Here is a 25,056-nt window from a genome sequence, read left to right as displayed (position 1 = left end):
TGCGTTTCATCCCTGCGCCTGCAGCCACTCGCGGAACCGCTTTGCCGGCTCGCGCTCTGCACGCGAGCGCAGCCGCGTCAGCCAGTAGCGTCCCAGCTCCAGTGTGGTGCCAAACGGCTGCAGCAGGCGGCCTTCGGCCAGCTCCTGCTCGAACATGCGCAGCGGCAGCAGCGCCACGCCGGCGCCGCCGACCGCGGCCATCGCCACTGTCAATGACGAATCAAACACCGGCCCGCGGGCTTCCACGCCACTGACGCCTGCCGCCTGCAACCAGCGCGGCCATTCGTCGCTGCGATAGGAGCGCAGCAGCGGCAGCGTGCCCAGGTCGCGCGGCTGTTTCAGGCGCCGCGCCAGTGCCGGCGCGCACAGCGGCGCGAACGGCGCGTCGAGGATCGCCGTGCAGGCCTGGCCCTGCCAGTCGCCATCACCAAACCGGATGGCCAGGTCCAGGCCTTCGCCGGCCAGGTCGATGCGGTTGTTGTGGGTTTGCAGGCGCAGCTCGATGTCCGGGTGCGCTGCCTCGAACGCGGCCAGCCGTGGCAGCAACCAGCCGGTGGCGAAGGTGCCGACCACGCCCAGGGTCAGCACTTCACGCGCAGGTCCGCCGGTGTAACGCGCGATGCTGGCCGAGATGCGTTCAAACGATTCGTTGAGCACCGGATACAGCGCCGCGCCTTCTTCGGTGAGCGCCACGCCGCGCGGCAGGCGATGGAACAGGCGGATGCCGAGCCGGTCCTCAAGCCCGCGAATCTGGTGGCTCAGCGCGGCCTGGCTGACACACAGTTCCAGCGCGGCACGGGTGAAGTTCTGGTGGCGGGCGGCGGCCTCGAAGGCGCGCAGCGCGTTCAGGGGCAGGGTAGGGTGCAACATCGCGCAGTCGTGAGCTGGAGTGATGGCTGATCCTAACGCTTCAACCATGGATTTCGGAAAATTAAGGGGTTGAATGCGTCAGGCATTAATTCGCTTCATGCCTCCTGTTGATTTTTTGCGCTGGTCGCCCCCGATAGCGGCTTCAATAATCGAGCGGTCCCCAGGAGAACCCGTATGCTCGCCCGTCGCCGATTCCTGCAGTTCAGTGGTGCCGCCGTGGCTTCCCCGCTTGCCCTGCCGCTGCTGGCACGTGCTGCGGGCAAGACCACCGCCAACGCACCCACCGATGCCGCCATTACCGCCGCCACTGACTTCGCCGCGCTGGAAAAGGCCTGCGCCGGACGCCTCGGCGTGACCCTGCTGGACACTGCCAGCGGTCGCCGCATCGGTCATCGCCAGGACGAGCGCTTCCCGATGTGCAGCACCTTCAAGAGCACGCTGGCCGCGACCGTGCTCAGCCAGGCCGAGCGCATGCCGGCATTGCTGGACCGGCGGGTGCCGGTGCGTGACGCCGATCTGCTCTCGCACGCACCGGTCACCCGCCGTCATGCCGGCAAGGACATGACCGTGCGCGATCTGTGCCGTGCCACGATCATCACCAGCGACAACACCGCTGCCAACCTGTTGTTTGATGTGGTCGGCGGGCCGCCAGCGGTCACCGCGTTCCTGCGCGCCAGCGGCGATGCGGTCAGCCGCAGCGACCGGCTGGAGCCGGAAATGAACAGCTTCGCCGAAGGCGACCCGCGCGACACCACCACCCCGGCTGCGATGGCGGGTTCGCTGCAGCGTGTGGTGCTGGGGAAAGTGCTGCAGCCGGCATCGCGGCAGCAGCTGGCCGACTGGCTGATCGATAACGAGACCGGTGACGCCTGCCTGCGCGCGGGACTGGGCAAGCGCTGGCGGGTGGGCGACAAGACCGGCAGCAATGGCGAGGACGCGCGCAACGATATTGCCGTGTTGTGGCCGCGGGCAGGCGGCGCACCGTGGGTGCTGACCGCCTATCTGCAGGCCAGTGCGATCAGCAACGAGCAGCGCGCCCAGGTGCTGGCCCAGGTGGGCCGGATCGCCGATCGACTGATTGGGTGAGGTAACCGGGGTCATTCAAACGTCGCTTGCCGGATCGGTTCGGCGCGCGCATCCTGCGCGCGTTCGAACCCCACGGAAGACCCCGATGAGCCATGAGTTGATCTACCTGCTGCTGATCTTCGCGCTGCTGGTAATCCCGCGCGCGCTGCAGCGCTTCAGCCTGCCCGCACCACTGACCTGCCTGCTGTTCGGCATCATCGGCATGCTCTGGCTGGGGGATCAGGCACATGATGCGGTGATCGGACTGCTGGCCACCCTGGGCATTTCCTCGCTGTTCCTGTTCGCCGGCCTGGAAGTGGATCTGCAGGCGCTGCGCCGGGGCATGTGGCCGCTGCTGGCACATCTGGTCATCCGTACCGGCACGCTGTTCGGGGTGGGCTGGCTGGCTTGGCGCTATGCGGGGCTGCCGTGGCAGGCCGCTGGCCTGTTGGCGTTGGCGCTGCTGACGCCGTCCACGGGCTTCATCATGGATTCGCTGTCGCGGCTGGGCCTGAGCGAGGACGAGCGGTTCTGGGTGACCAGCAAGGCCATCGCCGGCGAACTGCTGGCGCTGGCGGCGTTGTTCATCGTGCTGCAGGCCGGCGATCCGGGGCATATGGCGCTGTCCAGCCTGGCGCTGCTGGCGATGATGGTCGGCCTGCCGTTGCTGTTCATCGCGCTGGGTCGCTGGGTGGCACCGCATGCGCCCGGCTCGGAATTCTCGCTGCTGGTGATGGTCGGCATGGTGGCGGCCTACATCACCTACCTGCTGGGCGTGTACTACCTGGTTGGCGCGTTCATCGCCGGGCTGGTCGCGCGCCTGCTGCACCAGCGCATGCCGTTGCTGGCCTCGCACGAGAACCTGCACGCGCTGCGCCTGTTCGCCTCGTTCTTCGTGCCGTTCTACTTCTTCAACGCCGGCACCAAAGTTCCCAGCGAAGCGCTCAGCTTCGAGGCGCTGGGGCTGGGCATCGTGATCACCCTGGTGGTGCTGCCGCTGCGCATCGGCGTGGTCTGGCTGCAGCGCCGGGTGATGTTCGGCGAGAGCTTCCGCAGCAGCCTGCGGGTCTCGCTGGCGCTGGCACCGACGCTGATCTTCACCCTGGTGCTGGCGGCGATCATGCGCGAGCGCTTCCAGATCCCGGCGGTGCTGTTCGGTGCGCTGTTGCTGTACGCGGCGCTGACTACGCTGCTGCCTTCGCTGGTGTTCCGTACCCCGTTTGACGTTGATCCGGTGGAGCAGGAGCCGGCCGGTCAGGGCGAGGCCGCACCGGTGGCGGCGACCGAAGCACTGCCGACAGCACCGTCTGCCGAGCGCTGAGCGGGACTGGCGCGCGGTTTGCGCCCATCGTCCATGGCCGTTAGGGTTGGGGCATGAGATCGATTGCCGTTGCCACTACCGCCGCCCTCCTGCTCAGCCTCGCTGCGTGCACGCAGCGCTCCGATACGGTCGCCCATGATCTGGCGACCGCACCGGCCGACGCCTTCATGGCCGCCATCGCTGCACATTGCGGCCAGGCCTACGCCGGCAAGGTGGTGGAGGACTCGCCGGCACCGACCGGCAAGGATCCGTTCGCCGGGCAGCGCCTGGTCATGCATGTGCGTGGCTGCGCCGACCCGGCGCATGAGCTGCGCATCCCGTTCCACGTGGGTGATGACCACTCGCGGACCTGGGTGCTGACCCGCACGCCGAACGGGCTGCGGCTGAAGCACGACCACCGCCACGAAGATGGCAGCCCCGACGCGATCACCCTCTACGGTGGCGACAGCACGCCACCGGGCACCGCCGAGCGCCAGCAGTTCCCGGCCGATACGGAGTCGGTGGCGATGTTCCGCCGCGCCGACATGCTGGCGTCGACCCACAACACGTGGGCGATGGAGATCGATCCCGACCAGACCTTCGTCTACGAGCTGACACGCCCGGACGGCCGCCGCTTCCGCGTGCAGTTCGATCTGAGCAGGCCGGTCGACCTGCCACCGCCGCCTTGGGGTGATGAGGCCGCGCAGCCAGCCCGGTAGCGCCGGGCCGTGCCCGGCGGGTTTTTCTGCAGTTGACCGCGCCACTGCGCTCGCCGGGCATGGCCCGGCGCTACCCCTCACCGCGTGCCGAAACGCGCCCGGCAGCCGTTGCTCACCCACACCTGGCCACGCGAGTAACCCCAGCTGCGGCCTTCCTGGCAGGCGCTGCCCGACAACTGCTGCTGCAGCACCGGCCGGCCCTGGCGCTCATCCCAGTTGCAGGTCTGCGAGCGGTTGTTGTTGCTGCTGCAGGTGACGGAATAGTTGCTGTTGCCACCGCCCCAGCCGCCACCGCCACCGCCCCAGCCGCGCGCCTCGGCGAATTCGGCGCGGCAGCCATTGCTGACCCATACCGCGCCGTTGCGCACACCCCAGGTACGGCCCTCGTCGCAAGGGCTGCCGGACAACTGGCGGACCAGGCGGGCATTGCGCCAGCCGACCGGGCAGCTGCGCTCGCGGTTGTTCTGGCTCTCGCAGCGGATGGTCTCGCCGGGCCGGCCGTTGTTGCCGCCCCAGCCGCCCCCGTTGCCGCCGCCCCAGCCGCCACGGGCCTCGACGAACTCCGCGCGGCAGCCGTTGTTGACCCAGATGCTGCCGTTACGGCTGCCCCAGGTGCGGCCTTCGTCGCAGGCGCTGCCGGACAGCTGGCGGACCAGCTGCGCATTGCGCCAGCCGGTGTTGCAGACCCGTTCGCGGTTGTTCTGGCTTTCGCAGCGGACCACGCCGCTCTGCGCATGCGCGGAAGGGGTGGGCAGGGCCAGGGTGCCCAGCGCACCCAGGCTGAGGGTTACGGCCAGGCTGGCCAGGGACAGCGGTTTCATGGCGGCATCCCATACGGTGGTAGGTGCCCGACTATAGGGAGGGAGGCGATCAAGCCAGTGTGACTGGCCGGATTTGCCCCGGCCGGGGCCTCGGCCGCAGAATACGAGGCTTTCCGGCCCCCATCCGGTGCCGGCGTTCTCCAGCGGAGCTTCCCCCATGCGTACCCACTTCTGCGGCCTGGTCGATGAGACCCTGATTGGCCAGACTGTCACCCTCGCCGGCTGGACCGACGTGGCCCGTAACCAGGGCGGCGTCTGCTTCATCGATCTCCGCGATCATGAAGGCATCGTGCAGGTGACCGTGGAAGTCGACAACGCCGACGTGTTCGCCGTGGCCGCGTCGCTGGGCTATGAGGATGTGCTGCAGGTGGAAGGCGTGGTGCGTGCACGCCACGCGGTGAACGACAAGATGCGCACCGGCAAGGTGGAAGTGATCGCCACCGCCATCACCGTGCTGAACAAGGCCGCGCCGCTGCCGTTCCACGCGCACGAGAACCCGGGCGAGGAAACCCGCCTGAAGTACCGCTACCTGGACCTGCGCCGTCCGGAAATGCAGCGCATGCAGCGCACCCGCATCAAGCTGGTGCAGGCCCTGCGCCGCCACCTGGACGAGAAGGGCTTCCAGGACATCGAGACCCCGATCCTGACCAAGGCCACCCCGGAAGGCGCGCGCGACTTCCTGGTGCCGGCGCGCATGCACCCGGGCGAGTTCTATGCCCTGCCGCAGAGCCCGCAGCTGTTCAAGCAGATCCTGATGGTGGCCGGCTTCGACCGTTACTACCAGATCGCGCGCTGCTTCCGCGATGAAGCACTGCGTGCCGACCGCCAGCTGGAGTTCACCCAGCTGGACATGGAATTCGCCTTCGTGCGCGAGCGCGACGTGCAGGACTTCGTCGAAGACATGATCCGCGCCATCTTCAAGGAAGTGGTCGACGTCCAGCTGGATGCCAGCTTCCCGCGCATGACCTGGGCCGAGGCGATGCGTCGCTACGGTTCGGACAAGCCGGACCTGCGCATCGCGCTGGAGCTGGTCGACGTGGCTGAACTGGTCAAGGACAGCGAGTTCGCAGTGTTCACCGGCCCGGCCAACGATGCCGAAGGCCGCGTCGCCGCGCTGCGGATCCCGGGCGGCGCAGCGCTGAGCCGCAAGCAGATCGACGAGTACGCCGCGCACGCCGCCAAGTACGGCGCCAAGGGCCTGGCCTACATCAAGATCGCCGACAACGGCGAAATCAGCTCGCCGATCCAGAAGTTCTTCAGCGAGGCCTCCTTCGCTGCGCTGGTGGCCCATGTTGGCGCCGGCAACGGCGACATCGTGTTCTTCGGTGCCGGTGGCTACAACAAGGTCTCCGACTTCATGGGCGCGCTGCGCCTGAAGGCCGGCAAGGACTTCGGCCTGGTCGCCGACGGCTGGGCGCCGCTGTGGGTCACCGACTTCCCGATGTTCGAATGGGACGAGGAAGAACAGCGTTACGTCGCCCTGCATCACCCCTTCACCGCACCGGCCGTGGACGACATCGCCGACCTGCGCGCCAACGCCCGTACCGCCGTTTCGCGCGGCTACGACATGGTGCTCAACGGCAATGAGATCGGCGGTGGTTCGATCCGTATCCACCGTCCGGACATGCAGAGCGCGGTGTTCGAGCTGCTCGGCATCGGTGCCGAAGAGGCCCGCGCCAAGTTCGGCTTCCTGCTCGACGCGCTGAACTACGGCGCGCCGCCGCACGGTGGCATCGCCTTCGGCATCGACCGCATCGCCGCGCTGATGGCCGGCACCGAATCGATCCGCGACGTCATCCCGTTCCCGAAGACTACCGGTGCACAGGATCTGATGACCGACGCGCCGTCGCCGATCGTCGACGCGCAGCTGGCCGAAGTGCACATCCAGGTTCGCCCCAAGACCAACTGATCAGGAGATCCAGGCAATGACCGAGTTTGCGTTTTCGCTGGAGTGGGAAAAGCTGGGCAATGAAGGCTCCGAGGCCAACCTGGTCACCGAGCGTGCACGGGTGTTCGGTGGTTGGCTGGTCCGCGTCGGCACCAACCCGGCGGCGATGGCCCTGACCTTCGTCGCCGACGGCGAAGGCCGTTGGGACGGTGAAGACTTCGGCGTCGAGGATTACGAGGACGACGAAGAGGAAGAGTACGACGAGGACGAGGAAGGCGAGGAAGAAGAGGACGAGGACGAAGAGGAGTACGAGGAAGAGGACGGGGAAGAAGAAGCGGAGTCGCCTGAAAAGGCTTGACCCCTGCTTCGCCCTGGCGTCAACTTCCTGCATGTATTCGATCCGCCGCGCCACTGTGGACGACGCGCCGACCCTGTCGGCGCTGGCCGCCCGCACGTTCACTGAAACCTTCGGCCATCTGTACCCGCCGCAGGACCTGCAGGCCTTCCTGGAGGAGGCCTACGCGGTCGAGCGCCAGCGCGTGATCCTGGCCCACCCCGATTACGCGGTGTGGCTGCTGGAACTGGATGGGGAGGCGGTCGGCCATGCCGCCGCCGGCCCCTGCGGCCTGCCGCACCCGGACGTGAAGCCCGGTGACGGCGAACTCAAGCGCCTGTACCTGATCAAGACGCAGCAAAGCTGCGGCTGGGGCAGCCGCCTGCTGGAAACCGCGCTGGCCTGGCTGGAACACGAGGGCCCGCGCACCCTGTGGTTGGGCGTGTGGTCGGAGAACTTCGGCGCACAGCGCTTCTACGCCCGCTACGGTTTCGAGAAGGCCGGCGAATACCTGTTCCCGGTGGGCGACACGAACGATCTCGAATTCATCCTGCGCCGCGCACCGCGCGCGGCCTGATGTTCACTGCCGCTTGCTGCGCGCGCGTGTTCAATCACCGTACGTTCCTGCCCCGCTGACCGCCAGGCTGTTTGCATGACTCCCCCCGTATTGCTGCTGCATGGCATCTGGAATGCCCGCGCCTGGGTCGGGCCGCTGGCCTGGCGCCTGCGCGCGCGCGGCTTCCAGGTGCACGCGTTTGGTTATTCCTCGGTGTTCGGTGGCCCGGACGTGGCCGTACCGCAGCTGCTGGAGCGGCTGGCCGACGCCGGCCCGCTGAGTTTGGTCGGCCACAGCCTGGGCGGGCTGCTGGCGCTGGAAGCGCTGCGGCGCAATCCGCAGCTGCCGGTGCAGCGCGTGGTCTGCCTTGGTTCGCCGCTGCGCGGCAGTGGTACCGCACGCTCGTTGTCCGAGCACGGCTGGGGCCTGGCGCTGGGCCGCAGCAGCGAGCTGCTGCTCGATGGCCTGCCGGACTGGCAGGGCCGGGCGGAGGTTGGCCTGATCGCCGGCTCGGTACCGCATGGGCTGGGCAGCCTGCTGGGTGCCATCGACGATGCCTCCGACGGCACCGTGGCACTGGCCGAGACCCGCCTGCCGGGGCTGGCCGACCATTGCGTGGTGCGCACCAGCCACAGCGGCCTGGTGGTATCGCCCGACGCCGCGCGGCAGACCGCGCATTTCCTGCGTCATGGCCGTTTCGACCACAGCCGCGACGCCGCCGCCGCGTAAGTTGGTGGGAGCGAACGGCCTGCCAGGGTGGGTGCGAACGGCACCAGGGTGGGTGCGAACGACACCAGGGTGGGTGCGAACCGTTGGTTCGCACGCTCTTCGCCGGGCCATGCCCGGCGAGCGCAGCGGCATCCATCGGGCCTAGACACGGTTGCAGCGCCCGATCAGGTAGAATCCGCGCCTTGATCCTGAAGCAGCCAGACGGTAGCACCCATGGGTAGAGGCCCCTCCATCGAAGCCCGCAAGAACGCGTCCGACGCGAAGCGCGGCAAGATTTTCACCAAGATCATCCGCGAGATCGGCGTCGCCGCGCGCGGCGGTGGAGGCGACCCCAACAACAACCCGCGCCTGCGCGTGGCGGTGGACAAGGGCCTGGCCGTGAACATGTCCAAGGACGTGATCGAGCGCGCCATCAAGAAGGCCACCGGTGAACTGGAAGGCGTCGATTACGAGGAAGTCCGCTACGAGGGCTACGCCCCCGGTGGCGTGGCCGTGATCGTCGACTGCCTGACCGACAACCGCGTGCGCACCGTGGCCGATGTCCGCCATGCGTTCAGCAAGTGCGGCGGCAACATGGGCACCGAAGGCTCGGTGGCCTTCATGTTCAAGCGCCTGGGCGTGCTCAGCTTCGCCCCGGGCGCCGACGAGGAGGCCATCACCGAAGCCGCCATCGAGGCCGGCGCCGATGACATCGTGGTCTATCCGGACGACGGCTCGATCGACGTGGTCACCAGCCCTGACGCCTTCAACGCGGTCAAGGACGCGATGACCGCCGCCGGCCATGTCGCCGATCACGCGGAAATCACGTTCCGCGCGGACAACGACATCAAGGTCGAGGGCGAGGTCGCCCTGCAGGTCAAGAAGCTGCTGGACATGCTGGAAGATCTGGACGACGTGCAGGACGTGTACTCCAACGCCGAACTGGGCGCCGACGCCTACGCCTGAGCCGTCCTCGACGGCCTGGGCGCGGGCCGTTGAACGGTCACCGCGGACAGTCATGAGCCCATACGCCTGCCAGCGCACCCCGTTCCACCCTGCCAGGAGTGCAGCATGACCCGCATCCTCGGCATCGACCCCGGTTCACAGCGGACCGGGGTCGGCATCATCGATGTCGACGCCGCCGGGCGCGTCACCTACGTGCACCACCAGCCGCTGGTGCTGCTGGGCGCGGACGATTTCCCGCAGCGCATGAAGCTGCTGGTGCTCGGCCTGGCCGACCTGTGCCGCGAGTTCCAGCCGCAGGAAGTGGCCATCGAACGCGTGTTCATGGCCCGCAACCCCGATTCGGCGCTGAAGCTGGGCCAGGCCCGGGGCGCGGCGATTTCCGCCGTTGTGCTGCGTGACCTGCCGGTGCATGAATATGCCGCCAGCGAGATCAAGCTGGCGGTGGTCGGTCGTGGTGGTGCCGAAAAGCAACAGGTTCAACACATGGTCGGGCTCATGCTCAACCTGAAAACCAAGCTGCAGGCCGACGCGGCCGACGCGTTGGCGGTGGCGATCACCCATGCCCACGTAAGGGCAACGGCCAACCGCCTGGGGCTCAGTGCCCGCCAGGCGTGGGGCCGCAAATGAGGAGCTGCACGCAATGATCGGTCGACTGCGCGGCATCGTCGCCTACAAGGCGCCGCCGTGGCTGGTGGTGGACGTGAACGGAGTGGGCTACGAGCTGGAGGCGCCGATGAGCACCTTCTATGACCTGCCCGAACTCGGCCGCGAGGTCACCCTGTACACCCATTACGCGCAGAAGGAAGACAGCGTCTCGCTGTACGGCTTCCTGCGCGAGGGCGAACGGCGGCTGTTCCGCGACGTGCAGAAGGTCAGTGGCATCGGCGCGAAGATCGCGCTGGCCGTGCTGTCCGGGGTCACCGTCGAGGAATTCGCGCGCATGGTCCAGGCCGGTGACATCACCGCGCTGACCCGCATTCCGGGCATCGGCAAGAAGACCGCCGAGCGCATGGTGCTGGAACTGCGCGACCGCGCCGCCCAGTTCGGTGCCGGCGGCGCGCTGCCCACCGGCAGCGGCCCGGCCGCGGCCGACCCGCTTTCCGATGCCACCGTGGCGCTGCAGCAGCTGGGCTACAAGCCTGCTGAAGCGGCCCGCATGGCCCGCGACGCCTTCACTGAAGGCGATGAAGTGGCCACCGTGATCCGCAAGGCGCTGCAGTCCGCGCTGCGCTGAGTCGGCTTCCTTTCTCTCAACGAACCGCCTGAGCCTCGCCAGGAGTCCCATGTCCAGCAGTCAAACCCCGCACGCAGCTGCCCCCGGCGGCCACGGTCACGCTCCTCCCGCCGGAGGCCTGGCGCTGATCATCGGTGCGATCGGCGTGGTCTTCGGTGATATCGGTACCAGCCCGCTGTACACCCTGAAGGAGGCGTTCTCGCCGCACTACGGGCTCAACAGCGACCACGACACGGTACTGGGCGTGCTCTCGCTGGCGTTCTGGGCACTGAACATCGTGGTCACGCTGAAGTACGTGACCATCATCATGCGCGCCGACAATGACGGCGAGGGCGGCATCATGGCGCTGATGGCGCTGACCCAGCGCACGCTGCGCAACGGGTCGCGCTCGGCCTACGTGGTGGGCATCCTTGGCATCTTCGGCGCCTCGCTGTTCTTCGGCGACGGCGTGATCACGCCGGCGATTTCGGTGCTGGGCGCCGTCGAAGGCCTGGAGGTGGCCGCGCCCGGCCTGCATGCCTTCATCGTGCCGATCACGGTGGTGGTGCTGCTGATGGTGTTCGCGGCGCAGCGCTTCGGCACCGAGAAGATCGGCAAGGCGTTCGGCCCGATCACGTCGGTCTGGTTCATTTCGCTGGCGGCGATCGGCATCTACAACATCGTGGATGCGCCGGAAGTGCTGAAAGCCTTCAACCCGTGGTGGGCGATCCGCTTCTTCATGGAGCACAGCTGGCACGGCATCTTCATCCTCGGTGCGGTGGTACTGGCGGTGACCGGCGGCGAAGCGCTGTACGCCGACATGGGCCACTTCGGTGCCAAGCCGATCCGCCATGCCTGGTACTTCTTCGTGCTGCCGTGCCTGGTGCTGAACTACCTGGGGCAGGGCGCACTGGTGCTCAACCATCCCGAGGCGCTGAAGAACCCGTTCTTTGAGGCAGTGCCGTCGTGGGCGCTGTACCCGATGATCATCCTGGCCACCATGGCGGCGGTGATTGCCTCGCAGTCGGTCATCACCGGTGCGTTCTCGGTCTCGCGCCAGGCGATGCAGCTGGGCTACATCCCGCGCATGCGCATCAAGCACACCTCGCATGACACCATCGGCCAGATCTACATCCCGGGCATCAACTGGGGCATCGCGGTGATGGTGATCGGCCTGGTGCTGGCCTTCCGCAGCTCGTCCAACCTGGCCGTGGCCTACGGCATCTCGGTGTCGGCCACCATGCTGATCGATACCCTGCTGCTGGCCCTGGTGGCCCGCTCGTTGTGGCCGAAGGCACGCGCCTGGCTGCTGCCCCTGTGCGTGGTGTTCTTCATCATCGACCTCGGCTTTGTCATCGCCAACGGCGCCAAGCTGCTGCAGGGCGCCTGGTTCCCGGTAGTGCTGGGCATCTTCCTGTTCACCATGATGCGTACCTGGCGCCGGGGCCGCGAGCTGCTGCGCGATGAGATCCGCAAGGACGGCATCCGCCTGGATACCTTCCTGCCGGGCCTGATGCTGGCGCCGCCGGTACGCGTGCCGGGCACCGCCGTGTTCCTCACTGCGGATCCGACCGTGGCCCCGCACGCACTGATGCACAACCTCAAGCACAACAAAGTGCTGCACGACCGCAACGTGTTCCTGCATGTGGAAACCCTGCCGATCCCGTATGCGATGGAAGGGCAGCGGCTGAAGATCGAATCGGTGGGCGACGAGTTCTACCGGGTCTATGTGCGCTTCGGCTTCATGGAGACCCCGGACGTCCCACTGGCGCTGATGCGCTCGTGCGACCACGGCGGCATCTACTTCGACCCGATGGACACCACCTTCTTCGCCAGCCGCGAAACCATCGTCGCCACCGCCAACCGCGGCATGCCGATCTGGCGCGACAAGCTGTTCGCGCTGATGCACCGGAATGCCGCGCCGGCGACCGGCTTCTTCCGGATTCCGGGTAACCGGCTGGTGGAACTCGGCGCGCAGGTGGAGATTTAATCTCCACCGTCGATCCTCCAGAGATCCGTCCACGCATGGCGTGGATCTACCGTGCCGACCAACGGTCGGCCCCCACCAAAGCAGAACGCCGTTCCGACAGACCGCAGGAAACTGTCGAAGGCGGGGTGGTGGGTCCGGTTGCGGGGGCGTGAGCGCCATGGATGGCGCGACCGAGCCTACATGGACGTATTTACGGCGTCCCCCGCAACCGGACCCACCCCGCCATTCCCCAGGAAGCCCGCTTCGGCTGTTGCTCTGGATGTTGCCGTTGCCTCTGCGGGCGCCGGGCGCAGCCCGGCCGAACCCCGCACTTTTGCCGCATAATCAGCACATGACCGACGACCGCATCATCGGCGCCGGCGCCACCCGCGAGGATGACGCCGCCGACGCCAGCATCCGCCCCAAGCGCCTGGCCGACTATCTCGGCCAAGCCCCGGTGCGCGAGCAGATGGAGATCTACATCGAAGCGGCCAAGGGGCGCGGCGACGCGCTCGACCACGTGCTGATCTTCGGGCCGCCCGGCCTGGGAAAGACCACGCTCAGCCACGTCATTGCCAACGAACTGGGCGTGGCCCTGCGCGTGACCTCCGGCCCGGTGATCGAGAAGGCTGGCGACCTGGCTGCGCTGCTGACCAACCTGCAGCCGCACGACGTGCTTTTCATCGACGAGATCCATCGCCTGTCGCCGGTGGTGGAGGAAGTGCTGTACCCGGCGATGGAAGATTTCCAGATCGACATCATGATCGGCGAGGGCCCCGCTGCCCGCTCGATCAAGATCGACCTGCCGCCGTTCACCCTGATCGGTGCCACCACCCGTGCCGGCCTGTTGACCGCACCGCTGCGTGACCGCTTCGGCATCGTCCAGCGGCTGGAGTTCTACAGCGTCGAAGAGCTGACCCGCATCGTGCGCCGTTCGGCGGCGATCCTGGCCATCGACTGCACCGCCGATGGGGCAGGGGAGATCGCGCGCCGCGCGCGTGGCACCCCGCGTATCGCCAACCGCCTGCTGCGCCGCGTGCGCGACTACGCGCAGGTAAAGGCGGGCGGCCACATCGACGAGGCCGTGGCACAGGCTGCGATGCAGATGCTGAAGGTCGACCCGGAGGGCTTTGATGAGCTCGACCGGCGCCTGCTCAGGACCATGGTCGACTACTTCGATGGCGGCCCGGTCGGCATCGAATCGCTGGCCGCGGCCCTGTCCGAGGAGCGTGGCACGCTGGAAGACGTGGTCGAGCCCTACCTGATCCAGCAGGGCTTCCTGGTGCGTACCGCGCGTGGCCGCATGGCCACCCACAAGGCTTACCGGCACATGGGCCTGAAGCCGAAGAACCCGCCGCAGGACCTGTTCGCGGAGGTTCCCGATGTTGGTTGAGCCACTATTCAGTTGGCCGACACGCATTTACTGGGAAGATACCGACGCAGGCGGCGTGGTCTACCACGCCCGCTACGTGGCCTTCATGGAACGGGCCCGGACCGAATGGATGCGTGCGCTCGGCTACGGCCAGGAGCGCATGCGCGCCGAGCATGGGATGGTCTTCGCGGTGCGCTCGATGCAGATGGATTTCATCAGGCCGGCACGGCTGGATGACACCCTGCAGGTGAGCGCCCGTCTGGTCCAGCTGAAGAAGGCCAGCATGGTCTTCGACCAGCAGATCCTGCGCGACGGCGAGTTGCTGCTGTCGGCCCAGGTCCGCATCGCCGCACTGGACGCGGCCAGTTTCCGCCCGCGTGGCATGGACGAGGCCGTCCTTGCCGTGCTGCAACCCCACCTCCACCCCGAATCCGAACACTGAGGAACAACGGATGATCGCAACGCTCCTGGCCCTGCAGGCCACGGTCACCGAGGCACTGCCGGCCGACGTCAGCAACGCCGCGACACAGACCCTTGCCCAGGCCACCACCGGCGGCGGCATCAACTACCTCGAACTGATGGCCAAGGCCAGCCTGCCGGTGAAGATCATCGTGCTGCTGCTGCTGGTCGGCTCGTTCGTCAGCTGGGTGATCATTTTCCGCAAGGCACGCGTGTTCAAGCAGGCCACCCGCGAAGCCGACGAGTTCGAGAACCGCTTCTGGTCCGGCGCCGACCTGGGCAAGCTGTACAGCGCCGCCACCGACCGCAGCCGCAGCGTGACCGGCCTGGAAGCCATCTTCGAAGCCGGTTTCCGCGAATACACCCGCCTGCGCGACAAGCGCCGCCTGGACGGCCGTGCGCAGCTGGAAGGCGCGCAGCGTGCCATGCGTACCACCTACACCCGCGAAGTGGACCAGCTTGAGCGCAACCTGGAACTGCTGGCCAACATCGGTTCGACTGCCCCGTACGTGGGCCTGGTCGGTACCGTGTTCGGCATCATGGTGACCATGCACGACATGATCAGCAGCGGTGCGCAGGCCGGTATCGCCGCCGTCGCGCCGGGCATCTCCGAAGCGCTGTTCGCCACCGCCATCGGCCTGTTCGTGGCGATCCCGGCGGTGTGGGCCTACAACCGCTTCACCACCCGCGTGGAGCGCATGTCGGTGCGGTTCGAGACCTTCGCCGAAGAGTTCAGCTCCATCCTGCAGCGCCAGAGCGCTGGCGACGAGTAAGCGCCTGACCCGGGAGTCCAAGCCATGTCCGCTGCCATCGGCCGCCGAAAGCGCCGCAAGCTGAAATCGGAAATCAACGTCGTCCCCTACATCGACGTCATGCTGGTGCTGCTGATCATCTTCATGGTCACCGCGCCGCTGCTCACCCTGAGCTTCGACGTCGACCTGCCGCAATCCAACGCCAAGGCGCTGGAAAGCAAGCAGGACCCGGTGATCGTCTCGGTGCGCCAGGACGGCCAGCTCAGCCTGAAGCTGCCCGACGCCAAGGAACCGGCCGCCGTGTCGGCCGAGGAACTGGAAGGCCGCTTGGCTGGCATTGCCGCCCAGGACAAGGGCGTGCGCGTGATCGTCGCCGCCGACCGTGCCGTGGCCTATGAGAAGGTCATCGCCGCGATGGATGTGATCAAGCGCGCCAAGGTAGACAAGGTAGGCCTGGCCACCGATGCACGCTGACGCCCTGCCACCTTCGCAGCAGCGCGAACCCGGCTGGGGCCTGCCCCTGGCACTGGCACTGCTGGTGCACCTGCTGGTCGCGCTGGTCTTCATCGTGGCCTGGTTCTGGTCACCCGAGCGCAATACCGATGCCGCTGCCGGTGACCCTTCGGTGGAGGCCAGCCTGGCGCTGTCCGCGTCTGAGGCGTCCGCCGCGCGCCAGGCCCTGCGCCAGTCGGAAAAGCTGGAAGACCTGCCGCCGCCGGTGGCCGAGCCGATCCCGGTGCCGGAAGACACCATTCCGCCGCCGCAGCCGATTCCCGAGCCGCGCCCGCAGGACGCGCCCACGCCCCAGCAGCAACAGGCGCAGGAGCGCGTCGCGCAGCCGGACACCAAGGACCAGGAAGCGGTGAGCGCACTGGCCATCTCGCAGGAGAAGGCCAAGCAGGAACAGGAAGCCAAGCGCCGCCAGGAGCAGATCGACCTGACCGAACGCAAGCGCCAGGAAGAAGCGGAGCAGAAGCTGCGCCTGGCCAAGCAGCAGGAAGCGGACGAGAAGAAGAAGCAGGCCGAGCAGGAGCGCGTCGCGGCTGACAAGGCCGAGGCCGAGAAGCAGAAGAAGATCGCCGAGATCCGTGCCCGCCGCGAGCAGGCCGAGAAGGAAGCCAAGCTGGCCGAGCGGAAGCTGCGCGAGGTCGCCGCCGCGCGCAATGCTGCCGGCAGTGCCGCCGCCGGTTCCAGCGGTGCATCCCAGCCAGCCGCCGGTGGTGGCGGTAACAGCGACGATCTATCGGCCAAGTACGCTGCCGCGATCCAGGCCAAGGTGCTGTCGCAGTGGGTGCGTCCGGATACGGTGCCGTTGGGCCAGCGCTGCCAGATCACCATCACCCAGATTCCGGGTGGCACAGTGATGCAGGCCAAGGTCAGCCCGAACTGCCCGTACGACGAGGCCGGCAAGCGTTCGATCGAGGCCGCCGTGCTCAATGCGCAGCCGTTGCCGTACCGCGGCTTCGAGTCGGTGTTCGCGCGCACGCTCAACTTCACTTTTACCGCCCAGGATCGCTGAGGCGGGCAGGGCAGGGGGGGGCTCGGGCCACTCCTGCCCATGGATGTCGCGCTTGCCTCTGGTGTGCTCGGTTTCGGCCGGGCAGGCTTTAGGCTTCTGTCGAACACCGCCCCGCTGGGCGGAGTGACCGGGGCAGGCAGGTGCGATGTTAGCCACGACGTTAACGGTGCGTGAGAGGACGGGCTGGAACTGACCCGGAATTCACGTACCCTTGGTTCATGATTGCGAAGCGGTTCACTCCTGCTTTGCTATCCCTCGTTCCGGTTTCCCCTATTGAGCGCTCCATGAAAAAGATGCCTCGCTGGCTTGCCGTGTTTGCGGCCCTGTTGCTGCCCTTTGCTGCCGTCGCGCAGCAGAAGGGGCTGGATATCGACATCATCGGCGGCAATGCCTCCGCGCTGCCGATCACCATCGTGCCGATGCCCTACCAGGGTTCGTCGGCCGCTCCGCAGACCGACGTCGCCGGCGTGGTCCGTGCCGACCTGGAGCGTTCGGGCCAGTTCCGCACGCTGCCGGAAGCGCAGATCGTCGAAAAGCCGGTGCGTGGCGGCGACATCCAGTTCGCCACCTGGCGCGCGCTGAAGCAGAACTACATCGTGGTCGGTCGCGTACTCGACGCCGGTGCCGGTGCCTACCGCGTCGAATACGAACTGTTCGACGTGCCCAAGGGCGAGCGCCTGCTGGGCCTGGCGATGACTGCCCGCGGCAACGCCATGCGCGACGTCGCCCACCAGATGGCCGACGCCATCTACGAGAAGATCACCGGCATCCGCGGCGCCTTCTGGACCCGCATCGCCTACGTGACTGCCAGCGGCAAGGGCGACGCCATGCGCTATGCGCTGATGGTGGCCGACTCCGACGGCTTCAACCCGCAGACCATCGTGCGTTCGGCCGAGCCGCTGCTGTCGCCGTCGTGGAGTCCGGATGGCAGCAAGCTGGCCTACGTCAGCTTCGAGCGTGGCAATTCGGCCATCTACATCCAGAACATCGGTACCGGTGCGCGCGAGCTGGTCACCAGCTTCCGCGGCATCAACAGCGCCCCGGCGTTCTCGCCGGACGGCCGCAAGCTGGCCCTGACCCTGTCGCGCTCAGGTAACCCGGAAATCTACGTGATGGACCTGGGGAGCAAGCAGCTGACCCAGCTGACCAACCACTTCGCCATCGATACCGAGCCGACCTGGGCACCGGACGGCAGCGCGGTGTACTTCACCTCCGATCGCGGCGGCCGTCCGCAGGTCTACAAGGTCGGTGCCGGCGGCGGCAGCGCCGAGCGCGTGACCTTCCAGGGCAACTACAATGCCAAGCCGTCGGTGTCCTACGACGGCAAGAAGATCGTCGTCGCCCAGGGTTCTGGCAACAGCTACAAGATCGCGATGATGGACAGCTCGCTGGGGTCGCCCCGCTGGAGCACGCTGTCCCCGGGTTCGCTGGATGAATCGCCGAGCTTTGCGCCCAACGCAAGCATGGTGCTGTACGCCGCCCGCGAAGGTGGCCGTGGTGTGTTGTATGCCGTTTCGGCCGATGCGCGGGTTCGCCAGCGCCTGGTCCTGGCTGACGGTGATGTGCGCGAACCGGCATGGTCCCCATACCGTACCCAGCGCTAAAAGAGTGTTAATATTTTCGTTGTCTTGAACCCCTCATCGGCTTAGGAGCCACAAAGGTATCGCCATGAACAAGTCCACCCGCGTTCTGCTTGTTTCCCTGCTGTCTGTGGCCGTCCTGGCCGGTTGCTCGAAGAAGGTGAAGGAAGAGCCGGCAGCCCCGGTCGACACCGGCACCTCGACCACCACCCCGACCGGTCCGTCGACCTCCGGCCTGTACGGCCCGGGCGACCTGGACACCGACGCTTGCCTGCGCCAGCGCGTGGTCTACTTCGACCTGGACAAGGAAGACGTGAAGCCGGAATTCCAGGCCATCATGGCTTGCCACGCCAAGTACCTGCGTGACCGTCCGTCCTCGCGCATCACCCTGCAGGGCCACACCGACGAGCGCGGTTCGCGCGCGTACAACCAGGCCCTGGGTGAGCGTCGTGGCAACGGCGTCAGCTCGGCCCTGCAGGCCAACGGTGGTTCGGCTTCGCAGCTGACCGTCGTGTCCTACGGTGAAGAGCGTCCGGTCTGCACCGAGTCGAACGAGTCCTGCTGGTCGCAGAACCGTCGCGTCGAAATCGTCTACACCGCGCAGTAATCCATGCGCATTGGCATCAAACTGATGCTGGTCGTTGCGGCAGCCCTCGTGGCTGCCGCACCGGCGCACGCACAGCGACAGAGCCTGGCTGACCGTGTCGGCGCGCTCGAGCAGCAGATGTACAACAACAGCGCCAACCAGGACCTGTTGAACCAGATCAATCAGCTGCGGCAGCAGGTCACCAGCCTGCAGGCCTCGATCGAGCAGTTGCAGCACGACAACGCCCAGCTCAAGCAGTCCGCCCAGGACCAGTACCTGGATCTGGACAGCCGCCTGAACCGGTTGGAAGGGGGCAACGCCGCCCCGGCCCTGCCGCCCGTTCCGGCGAGCGCGCCCAAGGCCGCACCGGCCCCGGCAAAACCCGCAGCGGCGGCCACTTCCGAGCGGCCGCCTTCCGTTCATGGTGATGCCGGCAGCCTCGCCGCCACCGGTGACGAGCGCACCTCCTACAACGTTGCCTTCGATGCCTTGAAGGCCGGCAGGTACGACGATTCGGCGCAGCTGTTCCTGAGCTTCCTGGAGTTGTACCCGAATGGCGTCTACGCGCCGAACGCGCTGTACTGGCTGGGCGAGAGCTACTACGCCACCCGCAATTTCCCGATGGCCGAGACCCAGTTCCGTGAACTGCTCTCGCGCTATCCGACCCACGACAAGGCCGCGGGCGGCCTGCTCAAGATCGGCCTCTCGCAGTACGGCGAGGGCAAGGTAGACCAGGCCCAGCAGACGCTGGAGACCGTCGTGGCGCAGTACCCTGGCTCGGACGCCGCGCGCACCGCGCAGGACCGTCTGCAGTCCATCCGCCTGGGCAAGCAGATCCGCTGATCCGCTGACCGGGCGTACAATGTGTGCCCTGTAGAGCCGAGCCCATGCTCGGCTGCTTTCGTTTCCGGACTGGCAAACCCGCCCGGTTGCTGTTGTAGAGCCGAGCCACGCTCGGCTGCTTTCGTTACCGGCTGGGCCATGCCCGCCCGGTTGTTGTTGTAGAGCCGAGCCCACGCTCGGCTGCTTTCGTTACCGGCCACGGTAGCCCACCCGCCACGTGTCCCACCAAGAAGTGCCCGCCATGACCGCCGTTACCCCGTCCAGCGCCGCCGCCACGCCCAGTGAGATTGTGCAGTCGCCCCTGCCACGCCTGAAGATCACCGAGATCTTCACCTCGCTGCAGGGCGAAGCCGATACCGCCGGCTGGCCGACCGTGTTCGTGCGCCTGACCGGCTGCCCGCTGCGCTGCCAGTACTGCGATACGGCCTATGCCTTCCATGGCGGCACCTGGTGGGACATCGACGACATCGTGGCCGAGGTGCTGGCCCAGGGCGTGCGCCACGTCTGCGTGACCGGCGGCGAGCCGCTGGCGCAGAAACGCTGCCTGGTGCTGCTGCAGAAGCTGTGCGACGCCGGCATGGACGTCTCGCTGGAAACCTCCGGCGCGCTGGACGTCAGCGCGGTGGACCCGCGTGTATCGCGCGTGGTCGACATCAAGACCCCGGGGTCGGCCGAAGTGGCGCGCAACCGCTGGGAGAACCTGCCGCTGCTGACCGCACGCGACCAGATCAAGTTCGTCATCTGCAGCCGCGAGGACTACGACTGGGCCAAGGCCCTGGTCGCCGAGCACGAGCTGGTGAAGCGCTGCACCGTGTTCTTCTCGCCCAGCAAGGGCGAGATCACCGCGCGCCAGCTGGCCGACTGGATCGTCGAAGACCGCCTGCCGGTGCGCTTCCAGATGCAGTTGCATAAAATCCTGTGGAACGACGAGCCGGGCCGATGAGCCCAGGCAACGTTCCCTGATGTAACTCCGGCGCGGGACAGCGTGCTGGCTTTCCCCTCCCAACCGGATGTTTTACCCATGAAGAAGGCAGTCGTGCTTCTCTCCGGCGGCATGGATTCAGCCGCCGTCATCGCCATGGCCCAGGAACAGGGCTTCGCCGTGCATGCCCTGAGCGTGCGCTACGGCCAGCGCCACACCTCCGAACTGGATGCCGCCGCCCGCGTGGCCGAGGCCCAGGGCGTGGTCGCGCACAAGACCGTGGACGTGGACCTGCGCAGCATCGGTGGCTCGGCGCTCACCGATGACATCGACGTGCCCGAGGCCGGCGGCGCCGGCATTCCGGTCACCTACGTACCGGCGCGCAACACCATCATGCTGTCGCTGGCGCTGGGCTGGGCCGAAGTGCTCGGCGCCAACGACATCTTCTGCGGCGTCAATGCGGTGGATTATTCCGGCTATCCGGACTGCCGCCCCGAGTTCGTGGCCGCGTTCCAGGCGCTGGCCAACCTCGCCACCAAGTCGGGTGTGGAAGGTGCGGGCATCAAGGTACACGCGCCGCTGCAGTTCCTCAGCAAGGGCCAGATCGTCAGCGAAGGCGTGCGCTTGGGCGTGGACTTCGGCCTGACCGTGTCCTGCTACAACGCCGACGCCAACGGCGCCGCCTGCGGCCACTGCGATGCGTGCCGCCTGCGCGCGCAGGGCTTCACCGAAGCCGGCGTGCCGGACCCCACGCTGTACGCTTGAGGTGATGGGGCTGATGCCCCAATGGTGGGTGCGAACCGTTGGTTCGCACTCTCTGTCCCGGCGCTACCGGCGGCTGGAGTCTGGTAGTGCCGGCCGCTGGCCGGCAGCCTCATCAGGCAACCACCCCGATGCCTCGATGAACGCCCGCACCGCCTTCGGATCGGCATAGTCCAACTCGATCATCCGCGCGATACCGGCTTTCTCGTCGGCCTGCTGGCGCATGTACTCCTGCGCGATGCGATACCCGGCGTAGTACCCCACATCACTCACCCCGAATGGATTGCGGCCGTTGTTGCACAGCCAGTTGTCCAGGTCATCGCCGTCCATTTCAGCGACAAAACGCGCGCGGATCTCCTCCTCGTGCGCGGGCCCGTAGCTGTACAGTGGCAACGCCGGCCGGCGCCCACTCAGCCGTTCGGCCACATACTCCGCCACGCCTTCGCGCACCGCGTACTGCGCCAGGCTGCCGGTAGTCTCGCGCTGCTGGGTATGCACGTACTCGTGCAGGTTGTTCTGCGCATTGTTCGCCCCCGGACGGCTGTCGTAGAAGATCCGCAGGCGATCGCGCATTTTCGCCGGCAACTCGCTCACGTCCACGCGCTCATCGCCCAGCGCCATCTCCGCACCGATCAGCACCTTGTCACCCAGCGTGGTGCCGCCGGTGCGCAGCACGCCGACTGCGTAGGTGATGGTGGCCGGGCGCAAAGCCGGGTAGAGCGCCCGGAATTTGGAAAGATCCCGTTCCAGGGTGGCGCTGGCCTGCTGCGCGTTGGCGGTCAATGGGCGTACCGACGTCCAGAAGCGCGGCCACGCGCGCATGGCCTCGGCGTATTCGCGGGCAGTGTAGCGGCGCACCTGCATCAGCGCATGCAGGCCGGGGCTGCCTGGATCGATGTAGCGTTCCTGCACGAGTGCGACCTGGCGTTCAACGTCGGGCTCGGCGCGCACCGCGTCATAGGTGGCCCAGAAGCGGCCGATGTCGTCGGTGACGACCTGGGGCGGGGCGGCCAGTGCCTTGCAGGGCAGCAGAAGGGCGGCAATGAGGCAGAAGGGCAGGCGCATCCGTGGCTCCGGGCGGGAATCACAGCTGGGATGCGCGTGAGGCCCGGAAGGTTTAAGCGGGCTCGCCAGATCGGGTAGTGCTGGCCGCTGGCCGGCAACCTCGACGCAGCGGGGTTTCACCCGGCCCGGCAAAGTAGGGTAGAATGCCCACCCCGCCGAAAGGCTGGGGCAGTGCAATGGGCCGTTAGCTCAGTCGGTAGAGCAGAAGACTTTTAATCTTTTGGTCGAAGGTTCGAATCCTTCACGGCCCACCAATTGCATCAATGACTTAGGCGTCCTGTGGGGCGCCTTTTTCTTTTGCTCCTGAAAACCCTACCGAACACTTCGGGAGAGATGCAGGTTTCACGACAGGCAAGCGATGATCGTATCTATCGCGCATGGCGGCGCTCTTGTGCCCCCGACGTCCCTCAGGTTTTGAGTAGCACGGCGATTTGGAGTTCAATCCCCGACAAGCCGGAGATTGGACATGAAGAACGCTTTTCCGAAGAACAGATCATCGGCTTCCCACGCGAGGCAGAGGCCGGCATGGCGGTGAAGGACCTGTGCCGTCGACATGGCTTCAGCGAGGCCTCGTACCAACTGTGGCGCAGCAAGTTCGGTGGCATGAGCGTGCCCGACGCCAAGCGGTTGAAGGACCTGGAAGCCGAGAACGTCCGGCTGAAGAAGTTGCTGGCCGAGCAGCTGTTCGAGAACGATCTGATCAAGGACGCGCTGCGAGAAAAGTAGCGGACCCGCCGGTGCGGCGTGCGCTGGTGCGGCAGTGGGTGCAGCGCGGGGCAAGCGAGCGCCGTGCCCTGGCGATCATTGGGATGAGTGCCAGCGCGCTGCGCTATGTCCGGCGCGAGGATCGCAACGTTAAATCCTGAGGTGCAGTAGCTATTGTTGGATTGGAGGGGGCGCCGCCAACAACATACTCCGCGTTGACTGACTTCGGCATGTTGGGGCGGACGTCAATCTTGAGACCGGTGACTCTTTCAAGCTTCTTGATTGTATCCTTCAACTCTTCTGCTTGGCGGCTGTCGCCGTTTATGTCAATCAGCACCCGTTCTTCGCCTGGAAACCCAGTCGTCCCCGTGATGCCTGGTATGGCGCTGTGAAAAAGAGGTCTGTGCTTAGCAAGGAGCACGTAAAACTCGTCCTGGGTGTACTTGTGACCAACCTCGAACACCACGCGGGTCGTCGCGCTCTCGGTGTTGATCGTTCGATCCGCGACTGGATCTGGCCCCTTGAGTTGCACCAGGATGTGTTGATCTGGCGCGTCTTTGATCGACAGTTCCGTCAGACGATCTGCGAACTCGATACGCAACGCTTCAATATCCGACATCACCTCACCTTGAACCGCTAGGCGCGTGATTGCTTCGTCTATCGAGACTGAGGGGTGTTCACTCATATAGCTGTGAACCTGAATCTGCATCTCCTTGCCTTCCTGCGTGTCAGCGTCAGGCACCTGCGCCAAAGCACAGGTGGATACAAGAAGTGCTGCGGAGCATCCTAGAATCTTCCGTTTCATACGACATCTCCAGAGTCTGTAACAAATCATCGAGGCGTTGACATGCATCGATGCGCGAGCCTAGCACTGTCTCCCCTCGGGCACTGAGACGTAACTCACAAGCTTCAGTGGAATGATTGTGCACCCTGATGTCTGTACTGTGGGGGTGTTCGTATACGCGTCTTTAGATGTGCTGAAGCACTTCATAGATTAGGCGATTGGTCCCTTGCCTAAGAATTTCGTACACACCCAGCCGCTCCTGCTGCTCGCGAAACAAGTCAATCATTCGCTCCACTTCATTCCGGCTGTATGAGTTGTACTTCCTCATAGTGTCCAGCTGCATGAAGTCGTCGGCGTGCAGGTTGTCGATAGTGGCGACTTCGATGACGGCATCCTTGCCGCCGAAGATTATATCCACGGTCTTTCTTGCCATTGGCTGGCTACCAATGTGGATTTGATAGTTGCGAAGCATCCGCATGAAATGAAGAAGTGGACTTGTGCTGCTCGTAATCCTATAGGCGTGTCCTGCGTTATTCATTGCTTCTTCTATGCCCACGAATTCGGTCAGCGCGGCCCGCACGTGCATTGCTACGTGGAGGGCGGCTGGCACCCCGTCGCGAATTGGGATATCTGAGCCGCCCGAAAGAAAGAGCATATAAAGGGCGGATGTCGCCCTCTCGTAGAGCTGAGGCACTTGTTGCAGTGCGCTTGGCGGTGGCCGCCAAAATATGTCGCCCTCAGTAATGTCCGGATAGTCGTTGAAATCCAATTGAGCCTTCATGCGTCCATTGCCTTGACGATTTGCATGGTGATATCGACCACTCCCGGTTCGTTCAATAGCGAGCGGCGAACGTGAAGCGTGTGAGCGTTTGTGTGCGAGTTGTAGCGGCTAACCCTTTTCACTACGTCCAATGGAATAAGGGCGGCGTATTCAACTTTCAAAGAGCTGTTGTAGACCACGGCTGCGAGGTGGTCGAATGGATCAGACGCCAAGTTCCGCAACGCGCTCAACTGTGTGCTGCGGTTGGTTGCGGTTAGTCGCCTGCCTTTGATCTGATACCGCGTCCCGTCCTGGCCAACTGCATCAAAACCGGCCTGGGAGCCCACGGCCAATTTTGCGTTGAGGGCACGCGCCACCAATGTTTCCGTGTAGTCCGCCACGGGATTGTTTGATGAGCGCACGACGCCTCTTTGTCGAAGCGCTTCCATGACCAGACAGTGGAGGTCCAGCAGCTGCCTATCCGTCAATTCATCCGTATCCATCGCGCACTCCGTGTCCACCACGCCCGCCCTGCTGG

General features: G+C 66.1%; 27 protein-coding genes, 1 tRNA gene and 1 pseudogene. 23 read left to right on the top strand and 6 right to left on the bottom strand.

The window, feature by feature from the left end; translation table 11 throughout:
• Positions 1-6 precede the first annotated feature (6 nt).
• Positions 7-870: a LysR family transcriptional regulator AmpR gene (ampR, locus tag O0J15_RS06700; protein ID WP_021204719.1), complete on the bottom strand. Its 864-nt coding sequence runs from the start codon at positions 868-870 to the stop codon at positions 7-9.
• Between the two features lie 174 nt (positions 871-1,044).
• Here ampR and blaL2 point away from each other — a divergent pair, with 174 nt between their 5' ends.
• From blaL2 to O0J15_RS06685, 3 genes are all read left to right on the top strand, one after another.
• Positions 1,045-1,956 carry a L2 family extended-spectrum class A beta-lactamase gene (blaL2, locus tag O0J15_RS06695; protein WP_308305346.1) on the top strand — a complete coding sequence of 304 codons (912 nt, stop codon included), beginning with the start codon at positions 1,045-1,047 and terminating at the stop codon, positions 1,954-1,956.
• An 85-nt stretch (positions 1,957-2,041) separates the two neighbouring features.
• Positions 2,042-3,256, top strand: a complete 1,215-nt coding sequence (locus O0J15_RS06690; protein ID WP_019660140.1) for a cation:proton antiporter — start codon at positions 2,042-2,044, stop codon at positions 3,254-3,256.
• Positions 3,257-3,309: 53 nt separating this feature from the next.
• Positions 3,310-3,954 carry a hypothetical protein gene (locus O0J15_RS06685; RefSeq protein ID WP_019660139.1) on the top strand — a complete coding sequence of 215 codons (645 nt, stop codon included), beginning with the start codon at positions 3,310-3,312 and terminating at the stop codon, positions 3,952-3,954.
• A gap of 77 nt (positions 3,955-4,031) precedes the next feature.
• On the opposite strand, the gene O0J15_RS06680 is transcribed toward O0J15_RS06685, so the two are convergent.
• Positions 4,032-4,775 carry a DUF3011 domain-containing protein gene (locus tag O0J15_RS06680; protein WP_308305345.1) on the bottom strand — a complete coding sequence of 248 codons (744 nt, stop codon included), beginning with the start codon at positions 4,773-4,775 and terminating at the stop codon, positions 4,032-4,034.
• Positions 4,776-4,932: 157 nt separating this feature from the next.
• Between O0J15_RS06680 and aspS the strand changes: the two genes are divergently transcribed.
• The 18 genes from aspS (at position 4,933) to queC (ending at position 21,207) form a co-directional block, all read left to right on the top strand.
• Complete coding sequence (gene aspS / locus O0J15_RS06675) at positions 4,933-6,684, top strand: aspartate--tRNA ligase (protein WP_111098900.1); 1,752 nt, start codon at positions 4,933-4,935, stop codon at positions 6,682-6,684.
• A gap of 16 nt (positions 6,685-6,700) precedes the next feature.
• Positions 6,701-7,021, top strand: a complete 321-nt coding sequence (locus O0J15_RS06670; RefSeq protein WP_019660136.1) for a hypothetical protein — start codon at positions 6,701-6,703, stop codon at positions 7,019-7,021.
• A 31-nt stretch (positions 7,022-7,052) separates the two neighbouring features.
• Positions 7,053-7,574, top strand: a complete 522-nt coding sequence (locus O0J15_RS06665; RefSeq protein ID WP_021203144.1) for a GNAT family N-acetyltransferase — start codon at positions 7,053-7,055, stop codon at positions 7,572-7,574.
• A gap of 75 nt (positions 7,575-7,649) precedes the next feature.
• On the top strand, positions 7,650-8,282 hold the full coding sequence (locus O0J15_RS06660; protein WP_019660134.1) for a triacylglycerol lipase: 633 nt from the start codon (positions 7,650-7,652) through the stop codon (positions 8,280-8,282).
• A gap of 213 nt (positions 8,283-8,495) precedes the next feature.
• On the top strand, positions 8,496-9,227 hold the full coding sequence (locus O0J15_RS06655; protein WP_019660133.1) for a YebC/PmpR family DNA-binding transcriptional regulator: 732 nt from the start codon (positions 8,496-8,498) through the stop codon (positions 9,225-9,227).
• A gap of 105 nt (positions 9,228-9,332) precedes the next feature.
• Complete coding sequence (ruvC, locus tag O0J15_RS06650) at positions 9,333-9,854, top strand: crossover junction endodeoxyribonuclease RuvC (RefSeq protein WP_019660132.1); 522 nt, start codon at positions 9,333-9,335, stop codon at positions 9,852-9,854.
• Positions 9,855-9,867: 13 nt separating this feature from the next.
• Positions 9,868-10,461: a Holliday junction branch migration protein RuvA gene (gene ruvA, locus O0J15_RS06645; RefSeq protein WP_019660131.1), complete on the top strand. Its 594-nt coding sequence runs from the start codon at positions 9,868-9,870 to the stop codon at positions 10,459-10,461.
• 49 nt (positions 10,462-10,510) lie between these two features.
• Positions 10,511-12,430, top strand: a complete 1,920-nt coding sequence (locus O0J15_RS06640; RefSeq protein WP_308305344.1) for a potassium transporter Kup — start codon at positions 10,511-10,513, stop codon at positions 12,428-12,430.
• A gap of 331 nt (positions 12,431-12,761) precedes the next feature.
• Positions 12,762-13,802, top strand: a complete 1,041-nt coding sequence (gene ruvB, locus O0J15_RS06635) for a Holliday junction branch migration DNA helicase RuvB (protein ID WP_019660129.1) — start codon at positions 12,762-12,764, stop codon at positions 13,800-13,802.
• Positions 13,792-14,223 carry a tol-pal system-associated acyl-CoA thioesterase gene (gene ybgC / locus O0J15_RS06630; protein WP_019660128.1) on the top strand — a complete coding sequence of 144 codons (432 nt, stop codon included), beginning with the start codon at positions 13,792-13,794 and terminating at the stop codon, positions 14,221-14,223. The genes ruvB and ybgC overlap by 11 nt, the downstream gene beginning before the upstream one ends.
• A gap of 10 nt (positions 14,224-14,233) precedes the next feature.
• Entirely contained in the window at positions 14,234-15,013 is a 780-nt protein-coding gene (gene tolQ / locus O0J15_RS06625; RefSeq protein WP_005410752.1) for a protein TolQ, read from the top strand.
• Between the two features lie 24 nt (positions 15,014-15,037).
• A complete protein-coding gene (gene tolR, locus O0J15_RS06620) occupies positions 15,038-15,466 on the top strand; it encodes a protein TolR (protein ID WP_006438804.1) in 429 nt (142 codons plus the stop codon).
• On the top strand, positions 15,456-16,511 hold the full coding sequence (gene tolA / locus O0J15_RS06615) for a cell envelope integrity protein TolA (protein ID WP_164145339.1): 1,056 nt from the start codon (positions 15,456-15,458) through the stop codon (positions 16,509-16,511). The genes tolR and tolA overlap by 11 nt, the downstream gene beginning before the upstream one ends.
• 284 nt (positions 16,512-16,795) lie before the next feature.
• A complete protein-coding gene (tolB, locus tag O0J15_RS06610) occupies positions 16,796-18,115 on the top strand; it encodes a Tol-Pal system beta propeller repeat protein TolB (protein ID WP_019660126.1) in 1,320 nt (439 codons plus the stop codon).
• A gap of 64 nt (positions 18,116-18,179) precedes the next feature.
• The gene (gene pal, locus O0J15_RS06605) at positions 18,180-18,698 is read left to right on the top strand and encodes a peptidoglycan-associated lipoprotein Pal (RefSeq protein ID WP_005418510.1); all 519 of its coding nucleotides are present in this window, start codon (positions 18,180-18,182) and stop codon (positions 18,696-18,698) included.
• Between the two features lie 3 nt (positions 18,699-18,701).
• Complete coding sequence (gene ybgF, locus O0J15_RS06600; protein WP_019660125.1) at positions 18,702-19,520, top strand: tol-pal system protein YbgF; 819 nt, start codon at positions 18,702-18,704, stop codon at positions 19,518-19,520.
• Between the two features lie 241 nt (positions 19,521-19,761).
• Entirely contained in the window at positions 19,762-20,463 is a 702-nt protein-coding gene (gene queE, locus O0J15_RS06595; RefSeq protein WP_019660124.1) for a 7-carboxy-7-deazaguanine synthase QueE, read from the top strand.
• A 78-nt stretch (positions 20,464-20,541) separates the two neighbouring features.
• Positions 20,542-21,207, top strand: coding sequence for a 7-cyano-7-deazaguanine synthase QueC (queC, locus tag O0J15_RS06590; protein ID WP_308305343.1), 666 nt, complete (start codon positions 20,542-20,544; stop codon positions 21,205-21,207).
• Positions 21,208-21,270: 63 nt separating this feature from the next.
• On the opposite strand, the gene O0J15_RS06585 is transcribed toward queC, so the two are convergent.
• Positions 21,271-22,269 (bottom strand): DUF2268 domain-containing putative Zn-dependent protease, encoded by a 999-nt coding sequence (locus tag O0J15_RS06585; protein ID WP_308305342.1) that lies wholly within the window; start codon positions 22,267-22,269, stop codon positions 21,271-21,273.
• Between the two features lie 178 nt (positions 22,270-22,447).
• On the opposite strand from O0J15_RS06585, the gene O0J15_RS06580 reads away from it, so the two are divergent.
• A tRNA-Lys gene (locus O0J15_RS06580) sits at positions 22,448-22,523 on the top strand.
• 271 nt (positions 22,524-22,794) lie between these two features.
• A pseudogene (locus tag O0J15_RS06575) lies at positions 22,795-23,123 on the top strand (transposase); the annotation flags it as partial.
• Here O0J15_RS06575 and O0J15_RS06570 read toward each other — a convergent pair.
• The 3 genes from O0J15_RS06570 to O0J15_RS06560 form a co-directional block, all read right to left on the bottom strand.
• Positions 23,099-23,779 carry a hypothetical protein gene (locus O0J15_RS06570; RefSeq protein WP_180877695.1) on the bottom strand — a complete coding sequence of 227 codons (681 nt, stop codon included), beginning with the start codon at positions 23,777-23,779 and terminating at the stop codon, positions 23,099-23,101. The pseudogene O0J15_RS06575 and the gene O0J15_RS06570 sit on opposite strands and share 25 nt — an antisense overlap.
• A gap of 163 nt (positions 23,780-23,942) precedes the next feature.
• Positions 23,943-24,539: a hypothetical protein gene (locus O0J15_RS06565; RefSeq protein ID WP_308305341.1), complete on the bottom strand. Its 597-nt coding sequence runs from the start codon at positions 24,537-24,539 to the stop codon at positions 23,943-23,945.
• Positions 24,536-25,021: a hypothetical protein gene (locus O0J15_RS06560; RefSeq protein ID WP_111175744.1), complete on the bottom strand. Its 486-nt coding sequence runs from the start codon at positions 25,019-25,021 to the stop codon at positions 24,536-24,538. Before O0J15_RS06560 ends, O0J15_RS06565 begins: the two co-directional genes overlap by 4 nt.
• Between the last annotated feature and the right edge of the window lie 35 nt (positions 25,022-25,056).

Source organism: Stenotrophomonas sp. Sm10 (assembly GCF_030985515.1).
Taxonomy (GTDB): domain Bacteria; phylum Pseudomonadota; class Gammaproteobacteria; order Xanthomonadales; family Xanthomonadaceae; genus Stenotrophomonas; species Stenotrophomonas hibiscicola.
Note: the sequence above shows the minus strand (reverse complement) of the source record. Positions and strands in the feature narration are given on the sequence as shown.

Coding starts and splice junctions, on each gene's coding strand:
- queE (WP_019660124.1), top strand. CDS start 19,762: ATGACCGCCGTTACCCCGTCCAGCGCCGCCGCCACGCCCAGTGAGATT.
- O0J15_RS06685 (WP_019660139.1), top strand. CDS start 3,310: ATGAGATCGATTGCCGTTGCCACTACCGCCGCCCTCCTGCTCAGCCTC.
- O0J15_RS06560 (WP_111175744.1), bottom strand. CDS start 25,021: ATGGATACGGATGAATTGACGGATAGGCAGCTGCTGGACCTCCACTGT.
- blaL2 (WP_308305346.1), top strand. CDS start 1,045: ATGCTCGCCCGTCGCCGATTCCTGCAGTTCAGTGGTGCCGCCGTGGCT.
- O0J15_RS06570 (WP_180877695.1), bottom strand. CDS start 23,779: ATGAAACGGAAGATTCTAGGATGCTCCGCAGCACTTCTTGTATCCACC.
- O0J15_RS06680 (WP_308305345.1), bottom strand. CDS start 4,775: ATGAAACCGCTGTCCCTGGCCAGCCTGGCCGTAACCCTCAGCCTGGGT.
- ruvC (WP_019660132.1), top strand. CDS start 9,333: ATGACCCGCATCCTCGGCATCGACCCCGGTTCACAGCGGACCGGGGTC.
- O0J15_RS06585 (WP_308305342.1), bottom strand. CDS start 22,269: ATGCGCCTGCCCTTCTGCCTCATTGCCGCCCTTCTGCTGCCCTGCAAG.
- tolA (WP_164145339.1), top strand. CDS start 15,456: ATGCACGCTGACGCCCTGCCACCTTCGCAGCAGCGCGAACCCGGCTGG.
- ruvB (WP_019660129.1), top strand. CDS start 12,762: ATGACCGACGACCGCATCATCGGCGCCGGCGCCACCCGCGAGGATGAC.
- O0J15_RS06690 (WP_019660140.1), top strand. CDS start 2,042: ATGAGCCATGAGTTGATCTACCTGCTGCTGATCTTCGCGCTGCTGGTA.
- O0J15_RS06655 (WP_019660133.1), top strand. CDS start 8,496: ATGGGTAGAGGCCCCTCCATCGAAGCCCGCAAGAACGCGTCCGACGCG.
- ruvA (WP_019660131.1), top strand. CDS start 9,868: ATGATCGGTCGACTGCGCGGCATCGTCGCCTACAAGGCGCCGCCGTGG.
- aspS (WP_111098900.1), top strand. CDS start 4,933: ATGCGTACCCACTTCTGCGGCCTGGTCGATGAGACCCTGATTGGCCAG.
- ampR (WP_021204719.1), bottom strand. CDS start 870: ATGTTGCACCCTACCCTGCCCCTGAACGCGCTGCGCGCCTTCGAGGCC.
- O0J15_RS06565 (WP_308305341.1), bottom strand. CDS start 24,539: ATGAAGGCTCAATTGGATTTCAACGACTATCCGGACATTACTGAGGGC.
- O0J15_RS06640 (WP_308305344.1), top strand. CDS start 10,511: ATGTCCAGCAGTCAAACCCCGCACGCAGCTGCCCCCGGCGGCCACGGT.
- queC (WP_308305343.1), top strand. CDS start 20,542: ATGAAGAAGGCAGTCGTGCTTCTCTCCGGCGGCATGGATTCAGCCGCC.
- O0J15_RS06670 (WP_019660136.1), top strand. CDS start 6,701: ATGACCGAGTTTGCGTTTTCGCTGGAGTGGGAAAAGCTGGGCAATGAA.
- pal (WP_005418510.1), top strand. CDS start 18,180: ATGAACAAGTCCACCCGCGTTCTGCTTGTTTCCCTGCTGTCTGTGGCC.
- tolB (WP_019660126.1), top strand. CDS start 16,796: ATGAAAAAGATGCCTCGCTGGCTTGCCGTGTTTGCGGCCCTGTTGCTG.
- ybgC (WP_019660128.1), top strand. CDS start 13,792: ATGTTGGTTGAGCCACTATTCAGTTGGCCGACACGCATTTACTGGGAA.
- O0J15_RS06665 (WP_021203144.1), top strand. CDS start 7,053: ATGTATTCGATCCGCCGCGCCACTGTGGACGACGCGCCGACCCTGTCG.
- ybgF (WP_019660125.1), top strand. CDS start 18,702: ATGCGCATTGGCATCAAACTGATGCTGGTCGTTGCGGCAGCCCTCGTG.
- O0J15_RS06660 (WP_019660134.1), top strand. CDS start 7,650: ATGACTCCCCCCGTATTGCTGCTGCATGGCATCTGGAATGCCCGCGCC.
- tolQ (WP_005410752.1), top strand. CDS start 14,234: ATGATCGCAACGCTCCTGGCCCTGCAGGCCACGGTCACCGAGGCACTG.
- tolR (WP_006438804.1), top strand. CDS start 15,038: ATGTCCGCTGCCATCGGCCGCCGAAAGCGCCGCAAGCTGAAATCGGAA.